The sequence below is a fragment of the Desulfomonile tiedjei DSM 6799 genome (genome assembly GCF_000266945.1).
GTDB lineage: Bacteria > Desulfobacterota > Desulfomonilia > Desulfomonilales > Desulfomonilaceae > Desulfomonile > Desulfomonile tiedjei.
This window is the reverse complement of sequence record NC_018025.1, coordinates 6,077,446-6,094,494: the sequence shown is the minus strand read 5'-3', so window position 1 is coordinate 6,094,494 and position 17,049 is coordinate 6,077,446. Positions and strand designations below refer to the sequence as shown.

Genomic DNA, 17,049 nt, shown 5'->3' with positions numbered 1-17,049 from the left:
TTCAAAAGGTCAGAAGTTGTGTCATCTGCTATAAACGTCTAACTGGGAAAAAGCGCAAACTTTTCGACCAAATGGTCCGGGTAATATGATTGTTTAGCTTTGCGCAGGCCCGGTATTCCAAGGTCTTGCTCGCGATTAATGTATTTTACTCCGCTCCACTCGTTTGCACAGAATAACTGGTTGATGGCAGCGTAAAGGCCTGGAATCTCAGGATCCGCTTTCTCGATGTGAATCACTGCGGTTTCATCATTCAGGAGTTCACCCAAAGCGAAAGCTTTCACTTTGCCATCTATCAGAATCGCACCTCCTTTGAACCCCAGTGCAGAATGATTCTTGAGAGCTTCGTATATTGCTCGGTCTTCCTCCAGAAGGTCGGTGTCCTGCCCGCAATCTTTGAGTTCGCACCAATCTTCCTGCAATTCCAGGAATTGGCACAATAGATCGTTGTCCAGGCTTCGATACTCAAACTGCACATTCTTCACGAACTTGTTTACATGGTTCTTTTTTCTGTGATAACGATTTCCGGGCAACTGGATGAGATTTTCGGTGAGATACACATAATCGAAATTGTCGCGGTCCTCTACGATCTCAAAAGTTCCCGGATCGACAAACTTGTCTATGAATTCCCTGCAAACCCGGGCTACCTTGGGTGTGGCACTGAGCTCCCGGAGATGTCCGAGAATAACCTCGAGACCTTCTCGCATGCTGCATTCGGTGCCCACCGGTTTGAGACCGAAGGGCTCCTGTTCAACCGGACTCATGATTATGAGAAGACACTCATCATATTGTCGCCAAACCGGTCTATACCGGTATCTCCACATGAACAAATTCGTGAATGTCAGTTCCGAAATCCTGGGCCGATCTTTTGCGAGGAATTCCTGAAAAATAGGCCTATCGCCAATCTCAATACATTTGAATTCCTGCATAAATATCCTCCTCGCATTGAGTAGAATAACAAAAAACGCATTGAACGAGTCTTGCTCTTTTTGTAGCTCCGATATATTGTAGACACGTATGAACCTCATTCGCTTGATACCGGTTCACGATTGCAGAGTCAAGTCGAGCAAACTTACGTGCCGGCGACGCTTCCTCGAGTCAAACTTCCGGGAATCCGAACACCCAACATTTGAGGCTGTCTTGGCGGATGGAATAATCCATGTGGAAAAAACGCATCGTGTCAGAATGAAATCGATCCCATGCTCTGGGTTCTAACACATATTTCTAAGGTGTAGTCGTGCCAACTGAACAAGAATTGAAAGACCTGATAATGAAGAAGCAGTCTAACGGGCGAATGTCATGCAAAATTGCATGCGAGATCGCAGACCAAACCGGAACCGCCAGACGCGAAATCGGCCGGCTCCTGGATGACTTGAAAATCAAGATACATTCGTGCCAACTTGGCTGTTTTGACTGATACCGATTCGGAATGAAACAAAACTGGGGAACCTTTTTGCTGTAAAAAGAAGGTTCCCCAGTTCTTGTTGCTCCGGAAAGCGTTAGATTAACTGATTTCGGATCTGTTAATCGCCGATCTCTCTTGCCTCTCTGAAGAGGGGCATGGTCACGTCTTGCCTTGTACGATGCACGTGCAGGATAATCCCTTTATTTGTTACCTGGGTTACCGTTGCGCCACCGATCTGCATGCCCGCGGTGATAAAATATCCGCGGCCGTCAGGATCTTCCACAAGTCCCTTGAACTGTCCGTCGCTCACCTGCATCACTCCGACAAGCTTCAACTGCGAGCGGTCGAATCTGCAGAGCGGCATGGAAGGAGGACATTCGGAAGGAAGGATTTCCGTCGGCTGCTTGAACGGATCGCGGAGTAACACGAAGGGTTCTCGGGCTGCTTTTTCATCACCCTCTTCTGCCTGCTTTAGCTCCGGCGAAAGTGCACCCGGCACACGCCTTTTCCCCCTGATCTGAGCAGCTTCTTCCGCTAGCCGAGGAGCCGGGCTTGGAGCGGTTTGTGGGGGAGCCCCTGGTCCAGGCGCTACTGGTGCGGGAGCCACCTGTGCAGGTGCCGCTTGCGGTGGGGCCGTCGGTGCCTGAGCCATCGAGGAAGGCGCGGACTGAGCAAAAGGACCGACTGGATCGTTTTGTACCTGAGGAGCAACCGGTGGTGCCGGAAGAGAAGTCGTTCCCGGTTCGGGTGGAGCTATTTTCTCACCGGGCATTCTCTTGACCGCCGGAATGACGGAGGAGGGCACCTGAGGAGTTGCTGAAAGCACAGGCGTGCGTCTTCCCAGAATGGAATCGATCGCCATGTTGGCTTCTTCACAGCCGGTGAGAAGAAACAGGGACGCAGACACCAGGCCGATGCAGTATATGGTTTTCAGTTGAAGCAAATTCATCGCGAAACCTCGGGTGTTTCTGTCATCTTTTTCTGGGTTGCGCGGCTTTTTTCTGGGCAATCGCCTTTTGCTCTTCAGCAGAAAGACGCCGATACGTCACGCCGCTTATTTCAGCGTCGAGAGAGATCACTTCGAGCTTCTTTGCGAGATCGTTTTCTCTGGATGAGAGACCTGCGGATTTGCCCAACTTGATGGAAGGGACGTTCACGATTCTCGGCAGCTCGTTTAAGCTCGTCAGAAATACTCCCTGTTTTGAGTAATCTCCCCGAACGCTCAACTGAATGGGGATCGTTGCATAGTACAGTTCTTCATTGATCTGCTCTTGACCGGGAGCAAACTTCGTAGCGATAAGATTCGATTCAGACAGAAGATCGGTAATCTTCTTGAGAAGAAGCTCTATATCCTGCTTCTCGGGAAGCGAAGCCACCATGGTCTGCAGCTTCTGCTCCAATTCCTGTATCTTGACCTTGAGCTTGGGGCCTTCTGCCAGCACCCGTTCCTGGTTCTTGATATCGGTGTTCAACTGCGCGATCCGCTTTTCCAAACCCGCTATTTGGTCCTGGATGTCCGCAATCACAAGAAAGTAGAATCCGACGATCAACAGAATACAGACGGCGGCCACAATGAGCATTCGCTGCAGCTTTGTAACCTTGAATAGAATTTCATCTACCGCTATAGCCATATCATGGTCCTCAGTGGGGGAGGTTTCCCACTATTTTGAAACTCATGGTTCCGAGGCCTCCCGCTCCCGGTCCGGAAGGAGCGGCCACTATTTGAATCAGCTTTACGTCAGAAAAGAAGGGTTTCTCATCCTTCACTTTCGGATCCATGAACGGTTGCTTATCCGTAAATCCCTCGCGTATTTTCTGGAGTCTCTGAACGAAATTTACGACCACCGTGTTGTCCAGCCCCACTCCATCCAATGAGAAGCTCCTCCCGGATTTGGATACGGCTACCACCCACGCTTCATCGGGAATGGCCAAAGAGACGGCCTGGAGAAATGGTGCAGGTGAATCTCGTCGTTTCGTGAGCTGCTGAATCGTCTCAACCTGTCTCTGTAACAGGGTAATCCGATTCTTCAACGCCTCGATTTCAGAGTTCTTTTTCTTGAGCTCTTCCAATTTGGCTGCTTGAACGCGGCGTTCGTTCTCCAGATCGGCTTGCTTCCAAGAGAAGAACAGGTACGTCATCACCATGAGAAGCGCCGTAGCCACAAGCAGGACAAGCGAAAGAATCGCAAACTGCTTCAGCTCGCGCTTGCGAAGGATTTCTCTAATGGGGAGTAGATTTATTCTTACCATTTAAACCTGCTTATCCCTTTCATCCCTCAGAGCCAACCCCACAGCCAACGCCATGGTGGCTCCGATGTTGTTGAGATAATCCATATCGAAAACTTTTTCGCTTATCTTCAGACTTCTGAAAGGGTCTACGATTTCAACCGGAATATTCAGTTCAGCTTCCATTGTGGAAGCCAGTCCGTACGTGCGCGCTGCGCCGCCGGAAAGAAAAATCTTTTGAATCGGGTCGTACGATATATTCGTTGAGAAGAAATCGAGTATTTTCTGGAGTTCGGAAACTATGTAATCAACAGATCTCTGGAAAATCTTTCGCAGATTTCGTGCATTGATTTTGTCAAGATCCGAACCGCGTTTAATGTTTTCGGCCCGTTCAAAATCCACGTCGAAAAACCGCATGATTTCACGGGTAATGGAATCTCCACCCAAAGCAAGGTCCCGTGTGTACTGAGAAGCTCCTGATTTCAATATATTAATGTTAATTGTGCTTGCACCCACATTCACCAGGGCCACAATTTCCTCCTGGACGTTGGGGTAGCAGAATTCATACATGACCTCTAAAGCGAAAGGATCAACGTCAACGACAACAGGACTCAGGTTCAAAGACTTCAACAGGTCCAGATACTCTGCCATGTAATCTTTCTTGGCGGCAACGAGCACCACTTCCATAGAGCCTTCTTTCTCAGGCCGGTCCCCCATGATGAAAAAATCCAGGTTCACGTCCTTGATATCGAAAGGGATGTACGGCTCCGCTTCCATCTGAATCTGCTTCTCTAATTGAGAATCGTTCATGGAAGTCATGGTGACTTGTTTGATAATGACTGCTTTGCCGGAAAGAGATGTGCTCACCTGCTTTACACGGCTTGAATGGGAATGAAGCGCCCGAATAGCATTTCCCACCATGTCGGCTTTTTTTATCGATTTGTCGACAACACTCCCGTCCGGGAGAGGAGCCATGCCGATAAAGTTGAGCTCATACCCCTTTTTGGAGCGATCGATTTCAACCATTTTGACTGAATACGATCCAATATCGAGTCCAATGATTTTCGAGAGAGCCATGTCGCATCCTTACAAAAACTGGCCAACGGTTTGTTTTAATCCGCGAGATGAGGATAGTCGAAAAACACACAGATGTCAAGAAAAAACTGTTGTTCAGGTTAGTTATCGGCTTTCCCTAAAGCTGTTTCTTCTTTTTTTAAGCCATCTCCTTCAAATATATAAATCGTTTCCCCGGGAGATGACATCCCCAATTTCCGTTTCGCTGCCTTTTCTATGGTTCTCGGATCAGAGCGTAGAAGGGTGACTCGCCGTTCCAAAGACTTAATTTCTTCCGCGAGGTTCTCATTTTCGCGCAGGAGCAACGATTTCTTGTGCTCCAGCATCTGTTTTTGAGTGAAACTCTGCTCACCCATAAGAATGCCTAGTGCTGCTGTACCGAAAAATAGGAGCGTGATTTGGGCTATCCTGATAGCTTTTCCCAGAATTGGTTTCACTGGCGGTAACTTTCCTCTGAACAGAGTATGAACCCCATTGCGCTCACTTATACATTAAGAAGATTAGATTCTCAACCCCAATTCTCATGAAATTTCATTTATTTCTTCTCAACTCTGGTGAAGCACTCTGAAAGCCGGGAATTAGATGTACAATCCTGCACGTGAATATCGCGTATATACAGTTCCTGTTTTAATAATTCCAGGTTGTCAGACCATTCGCGCCACGTTCTACCGGAAGCAAAGGAGCTAAAGTCTGAATATGATCCGTCAAATATGATGGAACCACCGGAGAAAAAGACAATTTTGTCCGCGCCTGTGGCAATCTCCAGGTCGTGAGTCACTTCTATAATCGTCAATCCGGGATCTTCTTGGAGCTTCTGCAGAAGAGATCGTATTTGCGTGCGCAGAGGACGATCAAGCATGTTAAGAGCTTCGTCGAGAATCAGAATTCTTGCTCCTGCTGCCAATGCACCGGCAAGAGCCAATTTCTGCTGTTCACCACCGGAAAGGGTGTGAACAAGCCTGTCTTCCATACCCTGCAATCCAGTCGATTCAAGAGCCAGGTGGAGTCTTTTTGCCATTTCCTCGCGTGCAACTCCCTGATTTTCCATACCGAACACGATGTCCTCTTCAACAGAAGCGCCCACGAACGAATCGTACGGGTCTCCGCTCAAATATGCGACAGCGGCGAAGCAGATCGGCGAATTGAATACCACGTGGCCGCAAGAAGGACGGATGAGTCCTTTCAGGAGCTTGCAGAAGGTGGTTTTTCCAGACCCGCCGGGACCTGAGATCAGCACCCTGCTCTTTTCCGCTATTTTGAGGAATAGCTTGTTCACCGCGGGACCGGAGGAATTGGGGTAGGAGAACGAAACGCTATCGATCAGTATCATGGATTAATACAGATTCGCTTTTCTTTTCATAATCTGGGAGGCTCGAGGTATCCTTCGCTCCGGACGACGCAAGGCCGTCTAATCACTCCGCTCAGAACACCCCAGCCTTCGCTATCTTATAGCAAGTGTATAAAAACAGTGTCCAATTGAGAAGGCACTTCTCGACAATTGGTAGGTGCCGTGCCTCTGTGCCGGCACATTTTTCAAATACAAATCAACCGGTTCGGGCCGGCAGGGACGCCGGCACCTACCGTTCATTTAAAGCACAATGTGTTCAAAAGGTCAGAAATTCTGTCATCTGCTATATATGAATGACTGCGAAATGGCATAAGATTCTTGTTTCGAACGCAAAACCGGGAAATTCCCGCATGTGAAATTTCCCGGAATATTGAAAAGGAAGGAATTATTTGCTCTTAAACTTATCAGCGATCTTTTCGGTAAAACCCTTGCGCTTTGCAGAGGCTTTCCCTTTTTCCGGTTCGGCTTTCTTCTCTACCAACTCCACAAGAGACACCGGAGCTCGATCGCCTTGACGGAATCCTTTCTTGATGACGCGGACATATCCGCCATCGCGATTGGAAAACCGCGGAGCGATATCCTCAAACAAGATTTGCGTCACTTTTTTCGATCTGATTACTGCCAGCGCCTGGCGTCTCGCATGAAGATCGCCTCTCTTGCCGAGAGTTATCATCTTATCGGCCACGCTCCTGAGCGCTTTTGCGCGAGCATCCGTGGTTGTAATACTCTCGTGTTCCAGTAATGAAGTTACCATATTCCTGAGCATTGCCTCGCGGTGAGAGGTGTTCATGCCCAATTTGTACTTTGCTTTTCTGTGACGCATTTACAACTCCGTATTACTCGCCGATATAGCTTTCCCGCTCCTGCCGCATTCGCTCCAATTCATCGCGGCTGGGAAAACTGGGAATAGCCATTCCCAGATGGAGATCCATATCAGCAAGGATTTCCTTGATTTCGTTGAGAGATTTCCGTCCGAAATTCTTTGTTTTGAGCATTTCTGCTTCCGTGCGTTGCACCAGTTCGCCTATGAATTTGATGTCTGCATTTTTCAGACAATTTGCCGAACGCACGCTGAGTTCCAGTTCGTTTACGCTCCGGTACAGATTTTCGTTTATCTCCGGCTCACGCTGCGGTTTCTCTTCGTGAATCGGTCTTTCCTCTTCGGCAAAGTTGAGAAATACGAGGAACTGCTCTCTGAGGATTTTCGCTGCCTGCGCCAAGGCGTCTTCCGGGTACACAGCGCCGCTTGTCCAGATTTCCATGGTGAGCTTATCGTAATCTGTTCTTCGGCCGACCCGGGCATTGGTAATTTTGTAACTAACCTTACGAATAGGAGAAAATACTGAGTCCAGCGCCAATGTGCCAATCGGATCCTCTTCCTTCTTGTTCAGTTCCGCGGGCACATAGCCTTTTCCCCATTCCGCAACAATAGTCATAGAGAGTTTGCCTTCTTTGGACAGAGATGCAATTTCCTGATCAGGATTAATTATCTCCACGGTTTCATCCGTGATGATGTCCCCTGCCCTTACTATACCTTCGCCAGTTGCCTCAAGTTTCAGCACTTTTGGCTGGGACGTATGCATTTTAAGCTGAATTCTCTTAAGATTGAGGATTACGTCAGTAACATCCTCTTTTACGCCCGGGATCGTGGAGAACTCATGGAGAACTCCGTCAATCTTCACTGAGGTTATGGCTGCGCCCTGGAGAGATGAAAGGAGAACTCTCCTGAGCGAATTCCCCAGGGTTATGCCGAACCCTCGTTCCAGCGGCTCACAGACGAACTTGCCGTAGAACGGGGTGTGCGTGGAGTCTTCCACTTCCATGCGGCGCGGCCGGATGAGTTCCGTCCAGTTTCGTCTCATCAGGGTGTGCCCTGTTCCGTTCATTGCTTCCCTCATATTGCGAATTCGGTCACTGATTTAAGCTTCGCTTGCCTAGTTGCATTCCCGAAGCATCGTTTGATCTGCTCGAGAAGGTCAAGTATTTTCTTTATTCCCGCCCCAACGCTTGCTTTCAGACGTGCAGTTCCGACATGCTCCGTGGAGCCGAACTATGCGGACCATCTAAAGAGCCACATGCTCACCCTCAACCTAAGGGACAAATCTCAATGCGGCTGCTTTCTTGGCTGGTCTTCCCGCTCGCCGTTTGCTGAACTGTCTGCCTCAAGTGCACGATACAGAAAAATATCCGTATGACTTGCCTGCAACTCGGCATTCCTGCCGGCTCCCGATTCTCCACGTCCGAACGGGCGAGGCGACCCGGTCCCACTGACAGGATGTTGTTTCCAGTTTACCTGGAGTAAAACTCTACGATCAACTGCTCTCTTATTGTGGGAGGCAGCTCTTCGCGAGTCGGCAATGCTTTGACAACGCCTTTGAAATTCGCAACATCGACATCCAGCCATTCCGGTACACCGCGACGGGTGACCGTCTTGAGGGATTCTTCAACCGACGGGATGGTTCGACTCTTTTCCCTCAGTTCGATCACATTCCCGGGTTTGATGCGGAATGACACGATGTCTACTTTCCGTCCGTTCACAAGAATATGTCCGTGGGTTACAAGTTGTCGAGCCTCAGCCCGAGACGAAGCGAATCCCATTCTGTAAACCATGTTGTCAAGGCGGGACTCCAGCAGAACGAGCAGATTTTCACCGGTAACGCCCTTCTGACGCTCCGCAAGCCCGACGTAATTACGAAACTGCTTTTCCAGAACCCCATAGATACGTTTGACTTTCTGTTTCTCGCGAAGCTGAATTCCGTAATCCGTATGTTTGGGCCGGCCCTGGCCATGCTGCCCGGGAGGATAATTCCTGCGCTCCACGGAGCATTTGTCCGAGTAGCACCGGTCTCCTTTCAAGAACAGTTTCGTCATTTCGCGGCGGCAGAATCTGCAGACCGATTCTCGATATCGTGCCAAACCAGTCTCCTTTTAGTGCTTCAAATCTGTGGTTAGACTCTTCTTCTCTTGGGCGGCCGACATCCATTGTGGGGAATGGGAGTCACGTCCTTGATCAGAGAAATCTGAAATCCGGCTGCCTGCAGCGAACGCAGAGCGGCCTCACGGCCGGCGCCCGGACCTTTTATCAAAACTTCCACGATTCTCATACCCTGCTCCATGGCTTTGCGAGCAGCATCTTCGGCCGCAAGCTGAGCCGCAAATGGAGTGGACTTCCTGGAACCTTTGAATCCCTGTGTTCCCGAGGAGGACCAGGCCACCACGTTTCCTTCAGGGTCCGTGATAGTCACAATGGTATTATTGAATGTGGACTGTATATGCGCCACCCCTCTCGGGATAATACGCTTTTCTTTCTTTTTTCGGACTACTCGCCTTCTTGGCATTGACCTCTCCGTGCACCCTGTGTCGGGCCGATTCTACGCAACGCCGGACGGGCAATTCATTCAGCATCCGCACAGGCAATTGCTGGCAACAGCCCGAGTGACCGGGCTGGTTTGTCTAATGGATTGGACTACTTGCGCTTGCCGATCTGCATCTTTCTGGGGCCTTTCCTTGTCCGGGCATTCGTATGAGTACGTTGCCCTCTAACAGGTAGCCCGCGACGATGCCGTAATCCGCGATAGCATCCCAGATCCATAAGACGTTTAATATTCATGCTCACTTCACGGCGAAGATCTCCTTCAACCTTATATGAGCGGTCCAATGTCTCGCGGATCTTGGCGACATCGACTTCACTGAGGGCATCCGATTTCATATTCGGATCCAGACCGGTTTCCTCAAGTATTTGTCGAGCTGTAGCCCGTCCAATTCCGTAAATGTATGTCAGCGCCACTTCAAGACGCTTGTTTTTGGGAAGGTCAATCCCCGCGATACGCGCCACGGTCTCCTCCTGGCGAAAAGACGAATCCTACCAAGGTTATCCCTGGCGTTGCTTATGCTTCGGGTTCTCGCAGATCACCCGAACGGTGCCTTTTCGTTTAATGATTTTACACTTATCACAAATTCTCTTAACTGATGCCCGTACTTTCATGGGCCCTCCTCTTCCCGGGACGGGTCCCTACTTCAAGACCTTCTGAATGGAGGCAAAGATCTCGTCGATGGGGCCTACGCCTTCGACTTTTCTGAGCAACCCTTTTCGATCGTAGTAATCGATAAGAGGCGCGGTCTGAGAATTGTACACTCCCAGTCTCTCTCTTATGGTCGCTTCGCTGTCATCCGCCCGCTGATACAGCTCGGAACCGCACGCATCACAGATTCCCTCTTTCTTCGGGGGATTGAACATGACGTGATACATTCTGCCGCATTCCGAATTCTTGCAGGTGCGACGACCCGATAATCTTTTCACGAGCTCCTCATCAGGAACATCCACGAGCACAACGTGATCTATACCTTTTGACTGGCCGGCAAGAATTTTGTCCAGTGCTTCTGCCTGGCCTACGGTACGAGGAAAACCGTCAAGCATATAACCTTTGTCCAGATCGGGTTTGGTGAGTCGTTCTTCCACGACTCCAATGACCACGTCGTCAGGAACCAGCTCGCCTTGCTCCATGTAGCCTTTCGCTTTCAGGCCCATGGGGGTGCCCTCTTTTACCGCGGCTCTGAAGATGTCGCCTGTTGAAATCTGCGGGACGCCGAGCGTATCTGTGAGTTTCTTCGCCTGCGTGCCCTTACCCGAACCTGGTCCACCCAACAAAACGATTCTCATGGTACCTTCCTTATTTAGTATAGGGATGCGGTATTACCGCCGTCCCTTAATCCGGCCCGAACGGATGAAACCTTCATAATGCCGCTGGATCATGTGGGACTCGATTTGAGTCAACGTGTCCAGAGCGACACCCACAACAATCAGGAGCGAGGTTCCTCCGAAGTAAAAGGGCGCGTTAAAACGCGATATGAGGATCGACGGAAGAACGCACACTACTGAAACATAGATCGCTCCCCCGAACGTGATTCTCGTCAACACCTTGTCTATGTACTGAGCGGTTTTTTTCCCGGGTCGTATTCCCGGAATATAACCACCGTATTTCTTCATGTTTTCTGCAACATCAACGGGATTGAACGTAACCGCCGTGTAGAAGTAGCAGAAGAATATGATCAGGGCCACAAAGATCGTCTCATACAGAAAGCTTCCGGGCCTCAGATAGCTCGTGATGGACGTGAGAATCGGGACATTCAGAAACTGAGCAATCGTGGCAGGGAAGATAATGAGTGAAGATGCAAAAATCGGAGGAATAACTCCGGCAGTGTTCACCTTGAGAGGCAGGTGAGTGCTTTGCCCCCCATACACGCGCCGGCCCACCACCCGTTTTGCATACTGCACGGGAATCCTGCGCTGCCCGCGTTCCACAAACACGATTATGCCGATCACCGCTATCATGATCACCAGGAGCAGCAGTAGCACGAGGAAACCGATATCGCCCGTCTGCACGAGCTGAACGGTGTGTCCCAGAGCTGAAGGCATCCTGGCCACAATACCGGCGAAAATGATCAATGATATCCCGTTACCGATACCCCGCTCAGTCATCTGCTCACCGAGCCACATGATGAACGCCGTGCCTGCAGCGAGAGTGATCATGGAGAGCAAGACAAAGGCAGTTGGGGACATGTAGACCATGCCCTCGCTCTTGGCCAGGCCTACACTTATGCCCAATCCCTGTATCAAAGCCAGCACCACAGTTCCGTACCGGGTGTACTGGGTGATCTTCTTTCTACCCGCTTCGCCCTCTTTGGAGAGTCTCTCCAAATGGGGCACAACCACCGTAAGGAGCTGGAGTATGATAGAAGCAGAAATATAAGGCATGATTCCCAGCGAAAACACGGAGAAGTTCTCCATGGCGCCGCCGGTGAACATGTCGATAACCCCGAACAGTGTCTGCGAATATTTTCCGAAAAAATCCCTCAGCGCGGCGGTATTAATCCCCGGGACCGGAATGTGAACTCCCAGACGATAGACGAAAAGCATCAGAAGCGTAAAAATAACCCTGCGCTTAAGTTCCGGTATTTTCGCTATATTGCCGATAGAGCCAATCACTACGGGAATCTCCTCGTAAATGGCCTGTTTGGTTCGTCAACAGACCGGACACTGACCATCATGCGATTTCCACTTTACCGCCGGCGGCTTCGATTTTCTTTCTGGCTGCCGTACTCGTCCGATCCAACATGATCGTGAACGCAGCGGACACATCACCCTGTGAAAGCAATTTTATCGGTCCACTCCGTTTCACGATTCCTTTTTCTCTTAAGGAATCCGGAGTGATGACCGCACCCGACTCAAACTGGACGAGATCCTTCAGATTCACTATGTTGTAGTGGATCTTGAATATATTCGTGAAGCCTTTCTTGGGCAGCCGCCGCTGGAGAGGCATCTGTCCACCTTCAAAACCGGGTGACACTCCGCCGCCTGAACGGGCCTTCTGACCTTTATGACCTTTTCCGCTGGTCTTTCCCAGGCCGGAAGCTTCTCCACGCCCAACTCTCTTGCGCTTTTGCTTCTTAGGTCCTTTGAGATTTGACAGATCCATATCTTCTCCGTTTGGAGCGGAACTATTCCGCAACCTCTTCGACTTGCACCAGATGGCTCACTTTGTCAATCATGCCTCTGATTGCGGCTGTATCCTGGAGCACCCGGCTCTGATTGACTTTCCTTAGCCCTAAACCTCGTACTGTGGCCAGCTGTTTTTCCGTGCTTTTTATCTTGCTTCGTATAAGCGTCACCTTAAGCATTGGGAACCAGCTCCTCTCCCTTATCGGACTCTTCTTCGCTCGGCCCCAGTTTTCCGAGTTTTCTCGCAATCTGCTGTTGGGTCCGCAGTCCTTTCAGGCCTTCAAATGTCGCTTTCACCACATTATGCGGATTGTTTGTGCCAATACATTTGGTGAGGATGTCGCGAATGCCTGCAGCTTCCATGACTGCACGAACAGCGCCGCCGGCGATGACTCCGGTTCCGGAACCGGCCGGCTTGAGGAGAACTTTTGCTGCGCCATACTCTCCGGTAATTTCGTGGGGAACCGTGCCGTTCACAATGGGGATTTCCACCAGGGAGGATTTGGCTCGTTCCACTCCCTTACGGATGGCTTCCGGGACTTCGTTTGCTTTTCCGAGTCCGTACCCGACTCGTCCCTGGCCGTCTCCCACGACGACAACAGCACTAAATGAAAATCTGCGTCCACCTTTCACGACCTTCGCGACCCTGCTCAGGTGAACAACGCGATCTTTCAATTCTCCTTCAGCTGCCACATCCGATCTGTTGAGCAACAGCTAATCCTCCTTCTTGAAGTCTAGAAAACCAATCCGCCTTCACGGGCTCCGTCGGCCAAAGCTCTGACTTTCCCGTGATAAAGGTACGGACCTCTGTCGAAGACCACTTTTGTGACATTGGCTTCTATGGCTCGAGCCGCAAGTCTGCGTCCGACTTCACGTGCAGTGTCTTTGTTAAAAGGATCGCCCGCTTTTCTCCGGAATCCTTTATCCAATGTCGAGGCCTGGACCAGGGTCACTCCCTTTCTGTCGTCTATAATCTGAGCGAATATATTCTTGTTTGACCGAAAAACAGTTAATCGGTGCCGGTCTCGATTATCCGCTAATTTATGACGGATTCGGCTGGTTCGTTTTTTTCTCGATTCCACTTTGTCCGTGATACTACTCATCTTGGTTCCTCTTCCACGCCTGGAGCAGTTTTTTTGCGTCGACAGTTACCAGGGCGTTTCCTTGATTCAAGGATGCGCTACTTGCCTCCGGCCTTGCCGACCTTACGTCTCACCTGCTCCCCGAGATACCGAATACCTTTGCCTCTGTAAGGCTCGGGCTTCCTCACACGCCGAATCCGAGCGGCCATTTCACCGACCTGCTGTTTGTCTATTCCCCGGACGTGGATAATCGTATTCTTTTCGACCTCTATAGTGAGACCTTCCGGTATGGGGACCACCACCGGATTGGAATACCCCACATTCAGGGTAAGCGTCTGCTTGTCTGTTTCAGCGCGATAACCGACGCCTTGAATTTCGAGGGATTTCGTAAACCCCGCGGTAACTCCGACGACCATGTTATTAATGAGTGTCCGCATCAGACCGTGCATAGCTCGTGACTTGCGATGATCCGACGCAGCGGACACTTTGATGAACGAGTCCTGGAGGTCTACGGTTACCAGGTCTGAAAAGGACAAGTTAAGCGCCCCTTTCGGCCCTTCAACGCTGATGTTCGGGGGTGTCAGTGTAACCTTCACCTTTTCAGGAATGGGTATCGGGGCCTTGCCTATTCTGGACATGTCTCAAGCTCCTCAATCAATTCCGTTACCAGATGCTGCAAAGCACCTCGCCTCCAATTCGGCGGCGGCGCGCCTCCTTGTCGGTCATAACTCCCTGAGACGTCGAGAGAATGAGAATACCCACCCCGCCATGGCTTTTGATACCATGTTCATGGCCTACGTACACGCGGCGGCCGGGACGGGACACTCTCTGGAGTCCTTCGATTACGCACTGTGTTTCGTCGTCGAACCGAAGGGTCACTTTCAGGACGCCCTGTTTGTTCTTTGTGGAACGAATCACCTTGTATTTCTTTACGTATCCCTCTTCCTTCATAATCTGGGCTATCCCGATCTTGAGGTCGGAGGCAGGGATCGTCACCTGTTCTTTGCGTGCCTGCTTCGCGTTGCGAATACGCGTCAACATGTCCGCTATGGGGTCAGTCATGCTCATCTCAGCAGTCTCCTACCAGCTCGATTTGACCATGCCCGGGATGTTGCCCTTAAGAGCCTCATTTCTCAGACATATGCGGCACAGATGAAATTTCCGGTAATATGCACGAGGTCTTCCACAGATGTGGCACCGATTGTACTGTCTCACCTCGAATTTTTGGGGCCTTGCCGCCTTCACCATCATAGATATTTTGGCCACGATTCCTCCTTGGAGGCTGTTTTCTACTTTCTAAAGGGTATACCCAGGTTAGTCAGCAATTCCCGTGCCTCTTCATCGGTATTCGCGGTGGTCACGATGGTAATGTTCATACCGCGAATCTTCTCGATTTTGTCGTAGTTGATCTCCGGGAAAATGATCTGCTCTTTTATGCCCATGGAAAAGTTACCCCTGCCGTCAAATCCTTTGGGGTTCACGCCACGGAAGTCCCTCACTCTGGGCAGAGCCACGTTAATCAGTTTATCCAGAAAAAAGAACATCGTATCACGCCTGAGGGTCACTTTGCACCCGATGGTCATGCCTTCCCGCAGCTTGAAAGATGCAATGGATTTTCTGGCTTTCCGCAAAACCGGCCACTGACCTGTGATCACTGCCATTTCCTGCTGAGCGCTGTCCAGGATTTTCGGATTCTGGATTGCCTCGCCCAGTCCCATATTGACGACAACTTTCTTCAGTACGGGCACCTGCATGGGATTGGAGTATTTGAATTTCTCCATCAAGGCCGGGACTATGTTCTGTTGATAGTATTCCTTGAGCCGCGACGCCATAACTTTTCCTCTAGCTCTCTAACTGTTCCGAACATTTCTTGCAGTACCGGACCCTTTTGCCGTCATCCAGGACTCGGGAACCGGTTCGGGTGGGTTTGGAACATTTCGGGCACACCAGCATGAGCTTTGACAGTTTGATGGGAGCTTCCTTTTCCACAATCCCGCCCTGTTGACCGGCTCTACCAGCTTTGGTGTGACGCTTTACTAAATTCAGCCGTTCCACAAGAGCGGCATCCTTTTCGCCAAGGACTTTGAGGATTTTCCCCTGTCTACCCTTTTCTTTGCCCGATATGACTTTAACCTTGTCGTTCTTCTTTATATTACCCATGTTACAGGACCTCCGGCGCCAAGGACACGATCTTCATGAACTTCTTGGCCCTCAGTTCCCGGGCCACCGGTCCGAATATACGGGTACCTATGGGTTCCATCTGATTGTTTATCAGCACAGCGGAGTTGTCATCGAATCGGATGTACGACCCGTCAGGCCTTCGGACCGAGCGACGTGTTCTGACCACCACCGCTTTGTGGACCTCTCCCTTTTTTACCTTGGAGTTAGGTATGGCCTCTTTGACACTCACTATGACGACGTCGCCCACGCTCGCATACTTCCGTCGCGTCCCGCCCAAAATCTTGATGCAAAAGAGTTCCTTCGCACCAGAATTGTCGGCAACGTCCATACGTGTCTGCTGTTGAATCACAACACACCTCCAGGAAGCGCCGCTTCCTTCAAAATCTTACGGACGCGCCAGTTCTTGTGACGGCTGAGCGGCTTCGTTTCTACAATCATTACCTCATCGCCGACACGGCAACGATTGTCTTCGTCGTGGACCATAAAACGTTTCCTGCGACGAACGAATTTCTTGTAGATAGGATGAAGAACGGTTCGGCTGATCTCCACGACTACGGTCTTATCCATTTTGTTGCTGATCACTACGCCGGTTCGAACCTTGCGCTGCTTTCTGTTATCCGAGGAGTTCGTCATTGAGACGCCTCCTTTTCTCTTATGATGGTCTTCACTCGGGCAATTTCCCTGCGGAGTTTCCTCAGACGAGCGGTTTTATCCAGTTGACCGGTTGCATGTTTGAAACGGAGTTGGAATTCCTCATTCAAGAACTCTTTCTCCTTTGCGGCCAATTCTTCCACTGAAAGATCTCTGAGTTCACGAGGTTTCATACCAGCTCCTCACGTGTGACGAACCGAGTTTTAAGAGGCAGCTTTCTCGCTGCAAGCCGGAAGGCTTCACGGGCGACTTCCTCAGGAACGCCTTCCATCTCGTACATCACTTTTCCCGGTTTGACGACGGCCACCCACTCTTCAGGGGCGCCTTTACCCTTACCCATACGAGTTTCTGCAGGCTTCTTCGTAATGGGCTTATCGGGAAACAAACGGATCCAGATCTTACCGCCTCTTTTCACATGGCGGGTCATGGCAATACGAGCCGCTTCGATCTGCCGAGCCGTTATCCAACCGGGGACCAGGGCCATTAAGCCGAACTCCCCGAAGGAAACGTGTGTTCCCTTGCTTGGCGTTCCATTCAGACGGCCTTTTTGCCGTTTTCTGTACTTGACTTTCTTAGGCGCGAGCAT

General features: G+C 50.4%; 28 protein-coding genes. All 28 read right to left on the bottom strand.

Annotation, left to right across the window (positions count from 1 at the left end; translation table 11 throughout):
• Positions 1–38: 38 nt before the first annotated feature.
• Positions 39–926 (bottom strand): DUF2156 domain-containing protein, encoded by an 888-nt coding sequence (locus DESTI_RS26270; RefSeq protein ID WP_014812985.1) that lies wholly within the window; start codon positions 924–926, stop codon positions 39–41.
• A gap of 594 nt (positions 927–1,520) precedes the next feature.
• On the bottom strand, positions 1,521–2,351 hold the full coding sequence (locus tag DESTI_RS29515; RefSeq protein WP_014812984.1) for a hypothetical protein: 831 nt from the start codon (positions 2,349–2,351) through the stop codon (positions 1,521–1,523).
• Between the two features lie 22 nt (positions 2,352–2,373).
• Entirely contained in the window at positions 2,374–3,033 is a 660-nt protein-coding gene (locus tag DESTI_RS26260) for a type IV pilus inner membrane component PilO (protein WP_014812983.1), read from the bottom strand.
• A 10-nt stretch (positions 3,034–3,043) separates the two neighbouring features.
• On the bottom strand, positions 3,044–3,652 hold the full coding sequence (locus tag DESTI_RS26255) for a PilN domain-containing protein (protein ID WP_014812982.1): 609 nt from the start codon (positions 3,650–3,652) through the stop codon (positions 3,044–3,046).
• Entirely contained in the window at positions 3,653–4,705 is a 1,053-nt protein-coding gene (gene pilM, locus DESTI_RS26250; RefSeq protein WP_014812981.1) for a type IV pilus assembly protein PilM, read from the bottom strand. It lies immediately after the preceding gene.
• 98 nt (positions 4,706–4,803) lie between these two features.
• Positions 4,804–5,139, bottom strand: coding sequence for an FtsB family cell division protein (locus tag DESTI_RS26245; protein WP_014812980.1), 336 nt, complete (start codon positions 5,137–5,139; stop codon positions 4,804–4,806).
• 98 nt (positions 5,140–5,237) lie between these two features.
• Positions 5,238–6,032, bottom strand: a complete 795-nt coding sequence (locus tag DESTI_RS26240) for an energy-coupling factor ABC transporter ATP-binding protein (protein WP_014812979.1) — start codon at positions 6,030–6,032, stop codon at positions 5,238–5,240.
• A 403-nt stretch (positions 6,033–6,435) separates the two neighbouring features.
• Positions 6,436–6,873, bottom strand: coding sequence for a 50S ribosomal protein L17 (rplQ, locus tag DESTI_RS26235; RefSeq protein WP_014812978.1), 438 nt, complete (start codon positions 6,871–6,873; stop codon positions 6,436–6,438).
• Positions 6,874–6,886: 13 nt separating this feature from the next.
• The gene (locus DESTI_RS26230; RefSeq protein WP_041287648.1) at positions 6,887–7,912 is read right to left on the bottom strand and encodes a DNA-directed RNA polymerase subunit alpha; all 1,026 of its coding nucleotides are present in this window, start codon (positions 7,910–7,912) and stop codon (positions 6,887–6,889) included.
• A 427-nt stretch (positions 7,913–8,339) separates the two neighbouring features.
• The gene (gene rpsD, locus DESTI_RS26225; RefSeq protein WP_014812976.1) at positions 8,340–8,966 is read right to left on the bottom strand and encodes a 30S ribosomal protein S4; all 627 of its coding nucleotides are present in this window, start codon (positions 8,964–8,966) and stop codon (positions 8,340–8,342) included.
• Positions 8,967–8,998: 32 nt separating this feature from the next.
• Positions 8,999–9,388: a 30S ribosomal protein S11 gene (gene rpsK, locus DESTI_RS26220; RefSeq protein WP_014812975.1), complete on the bottom strand. Its 390-nt coding sequence runs from the start codon at positions 9,386–9,388 to the stop codon at positions 8,999–9,001.
• 128 nt (positions 9,389–9,516) lie between these two features.
• Positions 9,517–9,885: a 30S ribosomal protein S13 gene (gene rpsM, locus DESTI_RS26215; RefSeq protein ID WP_014812974.1), complete on the bottom strand. Its 369-nt coding sequence runs from the start codon at positions 9,883–9,885 to the stop codon at positions 9,517–9,519.
• 36 nt (positions 9,886–9,921) lie between these two features.
• Positions 9,922–10,035 carry a 50S ribosomal protein L36 gene (rpmJ, locus tag DESTI_RS30360; protein WP_014812973.1) on the bottom strand — a complete coding sequence of 38 codons (114 nt, stop codon included), beginning with the start codon at positions 10,033–10,035 and terminating at the stop codon, positions 9,922–9,924.
• A 27-nt stretch (positions 10,036–10,062) separates the two neighbouring features.
• On the bottom strand, positions 10,063–10,710 hold the full coding sequence (locus DESTI_RS26210; protein ID WP_014812972.1) for an adenylate kinase: 648 nt from the start codon (positions 10,708–10,710) through the stop codon (positions 10,063–10,065).
• Positions 10,711–10,743: 33 nt separating this feature from the next.
• A complete protein-coding gene (gene secY, locus DESTI_RS26205; RefSeq protein WP_014812971.1) occupies positions 10,744–12,036 on the bottom strand; it encodes a preprotein translocase subunit SecY in 1,293 nt (430 codons plus the stop codon).
• A gap of 58 nt (positions 12,037–12,094) precedes the next feature.
• Positions 12,095–12,526: a 50S ribosomal protein L15 gene (rplO, locus tag DESTI_RS26200; protein WP_014812970.1), complete on the bottom strand. Its 432-nt coding sequence runs from the start codon at positions 12,524–12,526 to the stop codon at positions 12,095–12,097.
• A gap of 22 nt (positions 12,527–12,548) precedes the next feature.
• Complete coding sequence (gene rpmD / locus DESTI_RS26195) at positions 12,549–12,728, bottom strand: 50S ribosomal protein L30 (RefSeq protein WP_014812969.1); 180 nt, start codon at positions 12,726–12,728, stop codon at positions 12,549–12,551.
• Complete coding sequence (gene rpsE, locus DESTI_RS26190; RefSeq protein ID WP_272913421.1) at positions 12,721–13,242, bottom strand: 30S ribosomal protein S5; 522 nt, start codon at positions 13,240–13,242, stop codon at positions 12,721–12,723. The genes rpmD and rpsE overlap by 8 nt, the downstream gene beginning before the upstream one ends.
• A 41-nt stretch (positions 13,243–13,283) precedes the next feature.
• Positions 13,284–13,652 carry a 50S ribosomal protein L18 gene (gene rplR, locus DESTI_RS26185; protein ID WP_014812967.1) on the bottom strand — a complete coding sequence of 123 codons (369 nt, stop codon included), beginning with the start codon at positions 13,650–13,652 and terminating at the stop codon, positions 13,284–13,286.
• Positions 13,653–13,729: 77 nt separating this feature from the next.
• A complete protein-coding gene (gene rplF / locus DESTI_RS26180; protein WP_014812966.1) occupies positions 13,730–14,269 on the bottom strand; it encodes a 50S ribosomal protein L6 in 540 nt (179 codons plus the stop codon).
• A 25-nt stretch (positions 14,270–14,294) separates the two neighbouring features.
• Complete coding sequence (gene rpsH / locus DESTI_RS26175; protein WP_014812965.1) at positions 14,295–14,699, bottom strand: 30S ribosomal protein S8; 405 nt, start codon at positions 14,697–14,699, stop codon at positions 14,295–14,297.
• A 12-nt stretch (positions 14,700–14,711) separates the two neighbouring features.
• Positions 14,712–14,897: a type Z 30S ribosomal protein S14 gene (locus tag DESTI_RS26170; RefSeq protein WP_014812964.1), complete on the bottom strand. Its 186-nt coding sequence runs from the start codon at positions 14,895–14,897 to the stop codon at positions 14,712–14,714.
• A 23-nt stretch (positions 14,898–14,920) separates the two neighbouring features.
• Positions 14,921–15,463, bottom strand: coding sequence for a 50S ribosomal protein L5 (gene rplE, locus DESTI_RS26165; RefSeq protein ID WP_014812963.1), 543 nt, complete (start codon positions 15,461–15,463; stop codon positions 14,921–14,923).
• 10 nt (positions 15,464–15,473) lie between these two features.
• Entirely contained in the window at positions 15,474–15,791 is a 318-nt protein-coding gene (gene rplX, locus DESTI_RS26160; protein WP_014812962.1) for a 50S ribosomal protein L24, read from the bottom strand.
• Position 15,792: 1 nt separating this feature from the next.
• Complete coding sequence (rplN, locus tag DESTI_RS26155; protein WP_014812961.1) at positions 15,793–16,161, bottom strand: 50S ribosomal protein L14; 369 nt, start codon at positions 16,159–16,161, stop codon at positions 15,793–15,795.
• The gene (gene rpsQ, locus DESTI_RS26150; protein ID WP_014812960.1) at positions 16,158–16,445 is read right to left on the bottom strand and encodes a 30S ribosomal protein S17; all 288 of its coding nucleotides are present in this window, start codon (positions 16,443–16,445) and stop codon (positions 16,158–16,160) included. The genes rplN and rpsQ overlap by 4 nt, the downstream gene beginning before the upstream one ends.
• On the bottom strand, positions 16,442–16,636 hold the full coding sequence (gene rpmC, locus DESTI_RS26145; RefSeq protein WP_014812959.1) for a 50S ribosomal protein L29: 195 nt from the start codon (positions 16,634–16,636) through the stop codon (positions 16,442–16,444). Before rpmC ends, rpsQ begins: the two co-directional genes overlap by 4 nt.
• Positions 16,633–17,049: a 50S ribosomal protein L16 gene (gene rplP / locus DESTI_RS26140; protein WP_014812958.1), complete on the bottom strand. Its 417-nt coding sequence runs from the start codon at positions 17,047–17,049 to the stop codon at positions 16,633–16,635. Before rplP ends, rpmC begins: the two co-directional genes overlap by 4 nt.

Bases quoted from the DNA above. Each gene is read 5' to 3' on its own strand.
- DESTI_RS26270 (WP_014812985.1), bottom strand. From the start codon at position 926: ATGCAGGAATTCAAATGTATTGAGATTGGCGATAGGCCTATTTTTCAG.
- DESTI_RS29515 (WP_014812984.1), bottom strand. From the start codon at position 2,351: ATGAATTTGCTTCAACTGAAAACCATATACTGCATCGGCCTGGTGTCT.
- DESTI_RS26260 (WP_014812983.1), bottom strand. From the start codon at position 3,033: ATGGCTATAGCGGTAGATGAAATTCTATTCAAGGTTACAAAGCTGCAG.
- DESTI_RS26255 (WP_014812982.1), bottom strand. From the start codon at position 3,652: ATGGTAAGAATAAATCTACTCCCCATTAGAGAAATCCTTCGCAAGCGC.
- pilM (WP_014812981.1), bottom strand. From the start codon at position 4,705: ATGGCTCTCTCGAAAATCATTGGACTCGATATTGGATCGTATTCAGTC.
- DESTI_RS26240 (WP_014812979.1), bottom strand. From the start codon at position 6,032: ATGATACTGATCGATAGCGTTTCGTTCTCCTACCCCAATTCCTCCGGT.
- rplQ (WP_014812978.1), bottom strand. From the start codon at position 6,873: ATGCGTCACAGAAAAGCAAAGTACAAATTGGGCATGAACACCTCTCAC.
- DESTI_RS26230 (WP_041287648.1), bottom strand. From the start codon at position 7,912: ATGAGACGAAACTGGACGGAACTCATCCGGCCGCGCCGCATGGAAGTG.
- rpsK (WP_014812975.1), bottom strand. From the start codon at position 9,388: ATGCCAAGAAGGCGAGTAGTCCGAAAAAAGAAAGAAAAGCGTATTATC.
- rpmJ (WP_014812973.1), bottom strand. From the start codon at position 10,035: ATGAAAGTACGGGCATCAGTTAAGAGAATTTGTGATAAGTGTAAAATC.
- DESTI_RS26210 (WP_014812972.1), bottom strand. From the start codon at position 10,710: ATGAGAATCGTTTTGTTGGGTGGACCAGGTTCGGGTAAGGGCACGCAG.
- rplO (WP_014812970.1), bottom strand. From the start codon at position 12,526: ATGGATCTGTCAAATCTCAAAGGACCTAAGAAGCAAAAGCGCAAGAGA.
- rpmD (WP_014812969.1), bottom strand. From the start codon at position 12,728: ATGCTTAAGGTGACGCTTATACGAAGCAAGATAAAAAGCACGGAAAAA.
- rplR (WP_014812967.1), bottom strand. From the start codon at position 13,652: ATGAGTAGTATCACGGACAAAGTGGAATCGAGAAAAAAACGAACCAGC.
- rplF (WP_014812966.1), bottom strand. From the start codon at position 14,269: ATGTCCAGAATAGGCAAGGCCCCGATACCCATTCCTGAAAAGGTGAAG.
- rpsH (WP_014812965.1), bottom strand. From the start codon at position 14,699: ATGAGCATGACTGACCCCATAGCGGACATGTTGACGCGTATTCGCAAC.
- rplE (WP_014812963.1), bottom strand. From the start codon at position 15,463: ATGGCGTCGCGGCTCAAGGAATACTATCAACAGAACATAGTCCCGGCC.
- rplX (WP_014812962.1), bottom strand. From the start codon at position 15,791: ATGGGTAATATAAAGAAGAACGACAAGGTTAAAGTCATATCGGGCAAA.
- rpsQ (WP_014812960.1), bottom strand. From the start codon at position 16,445: ATGACGAACTCCTCGGATAACAGAAAGCAGCGCAAGGTTCGAACCGGC.
- rpmC (WP_014812959.1), bottom strand. From the start codon at position 16,636: ATGAAACCTCGTGAACTCAGAGATCTTTCAGTGGAAGAATTGGCCGCA.
- rplP (WP_014812958.1), bottom strand. From the start codon at position 17,049: ATGCTCGCGCCTAAGAAAGTCAAGTACAGAAAACGGCAAAAAGGCCGT.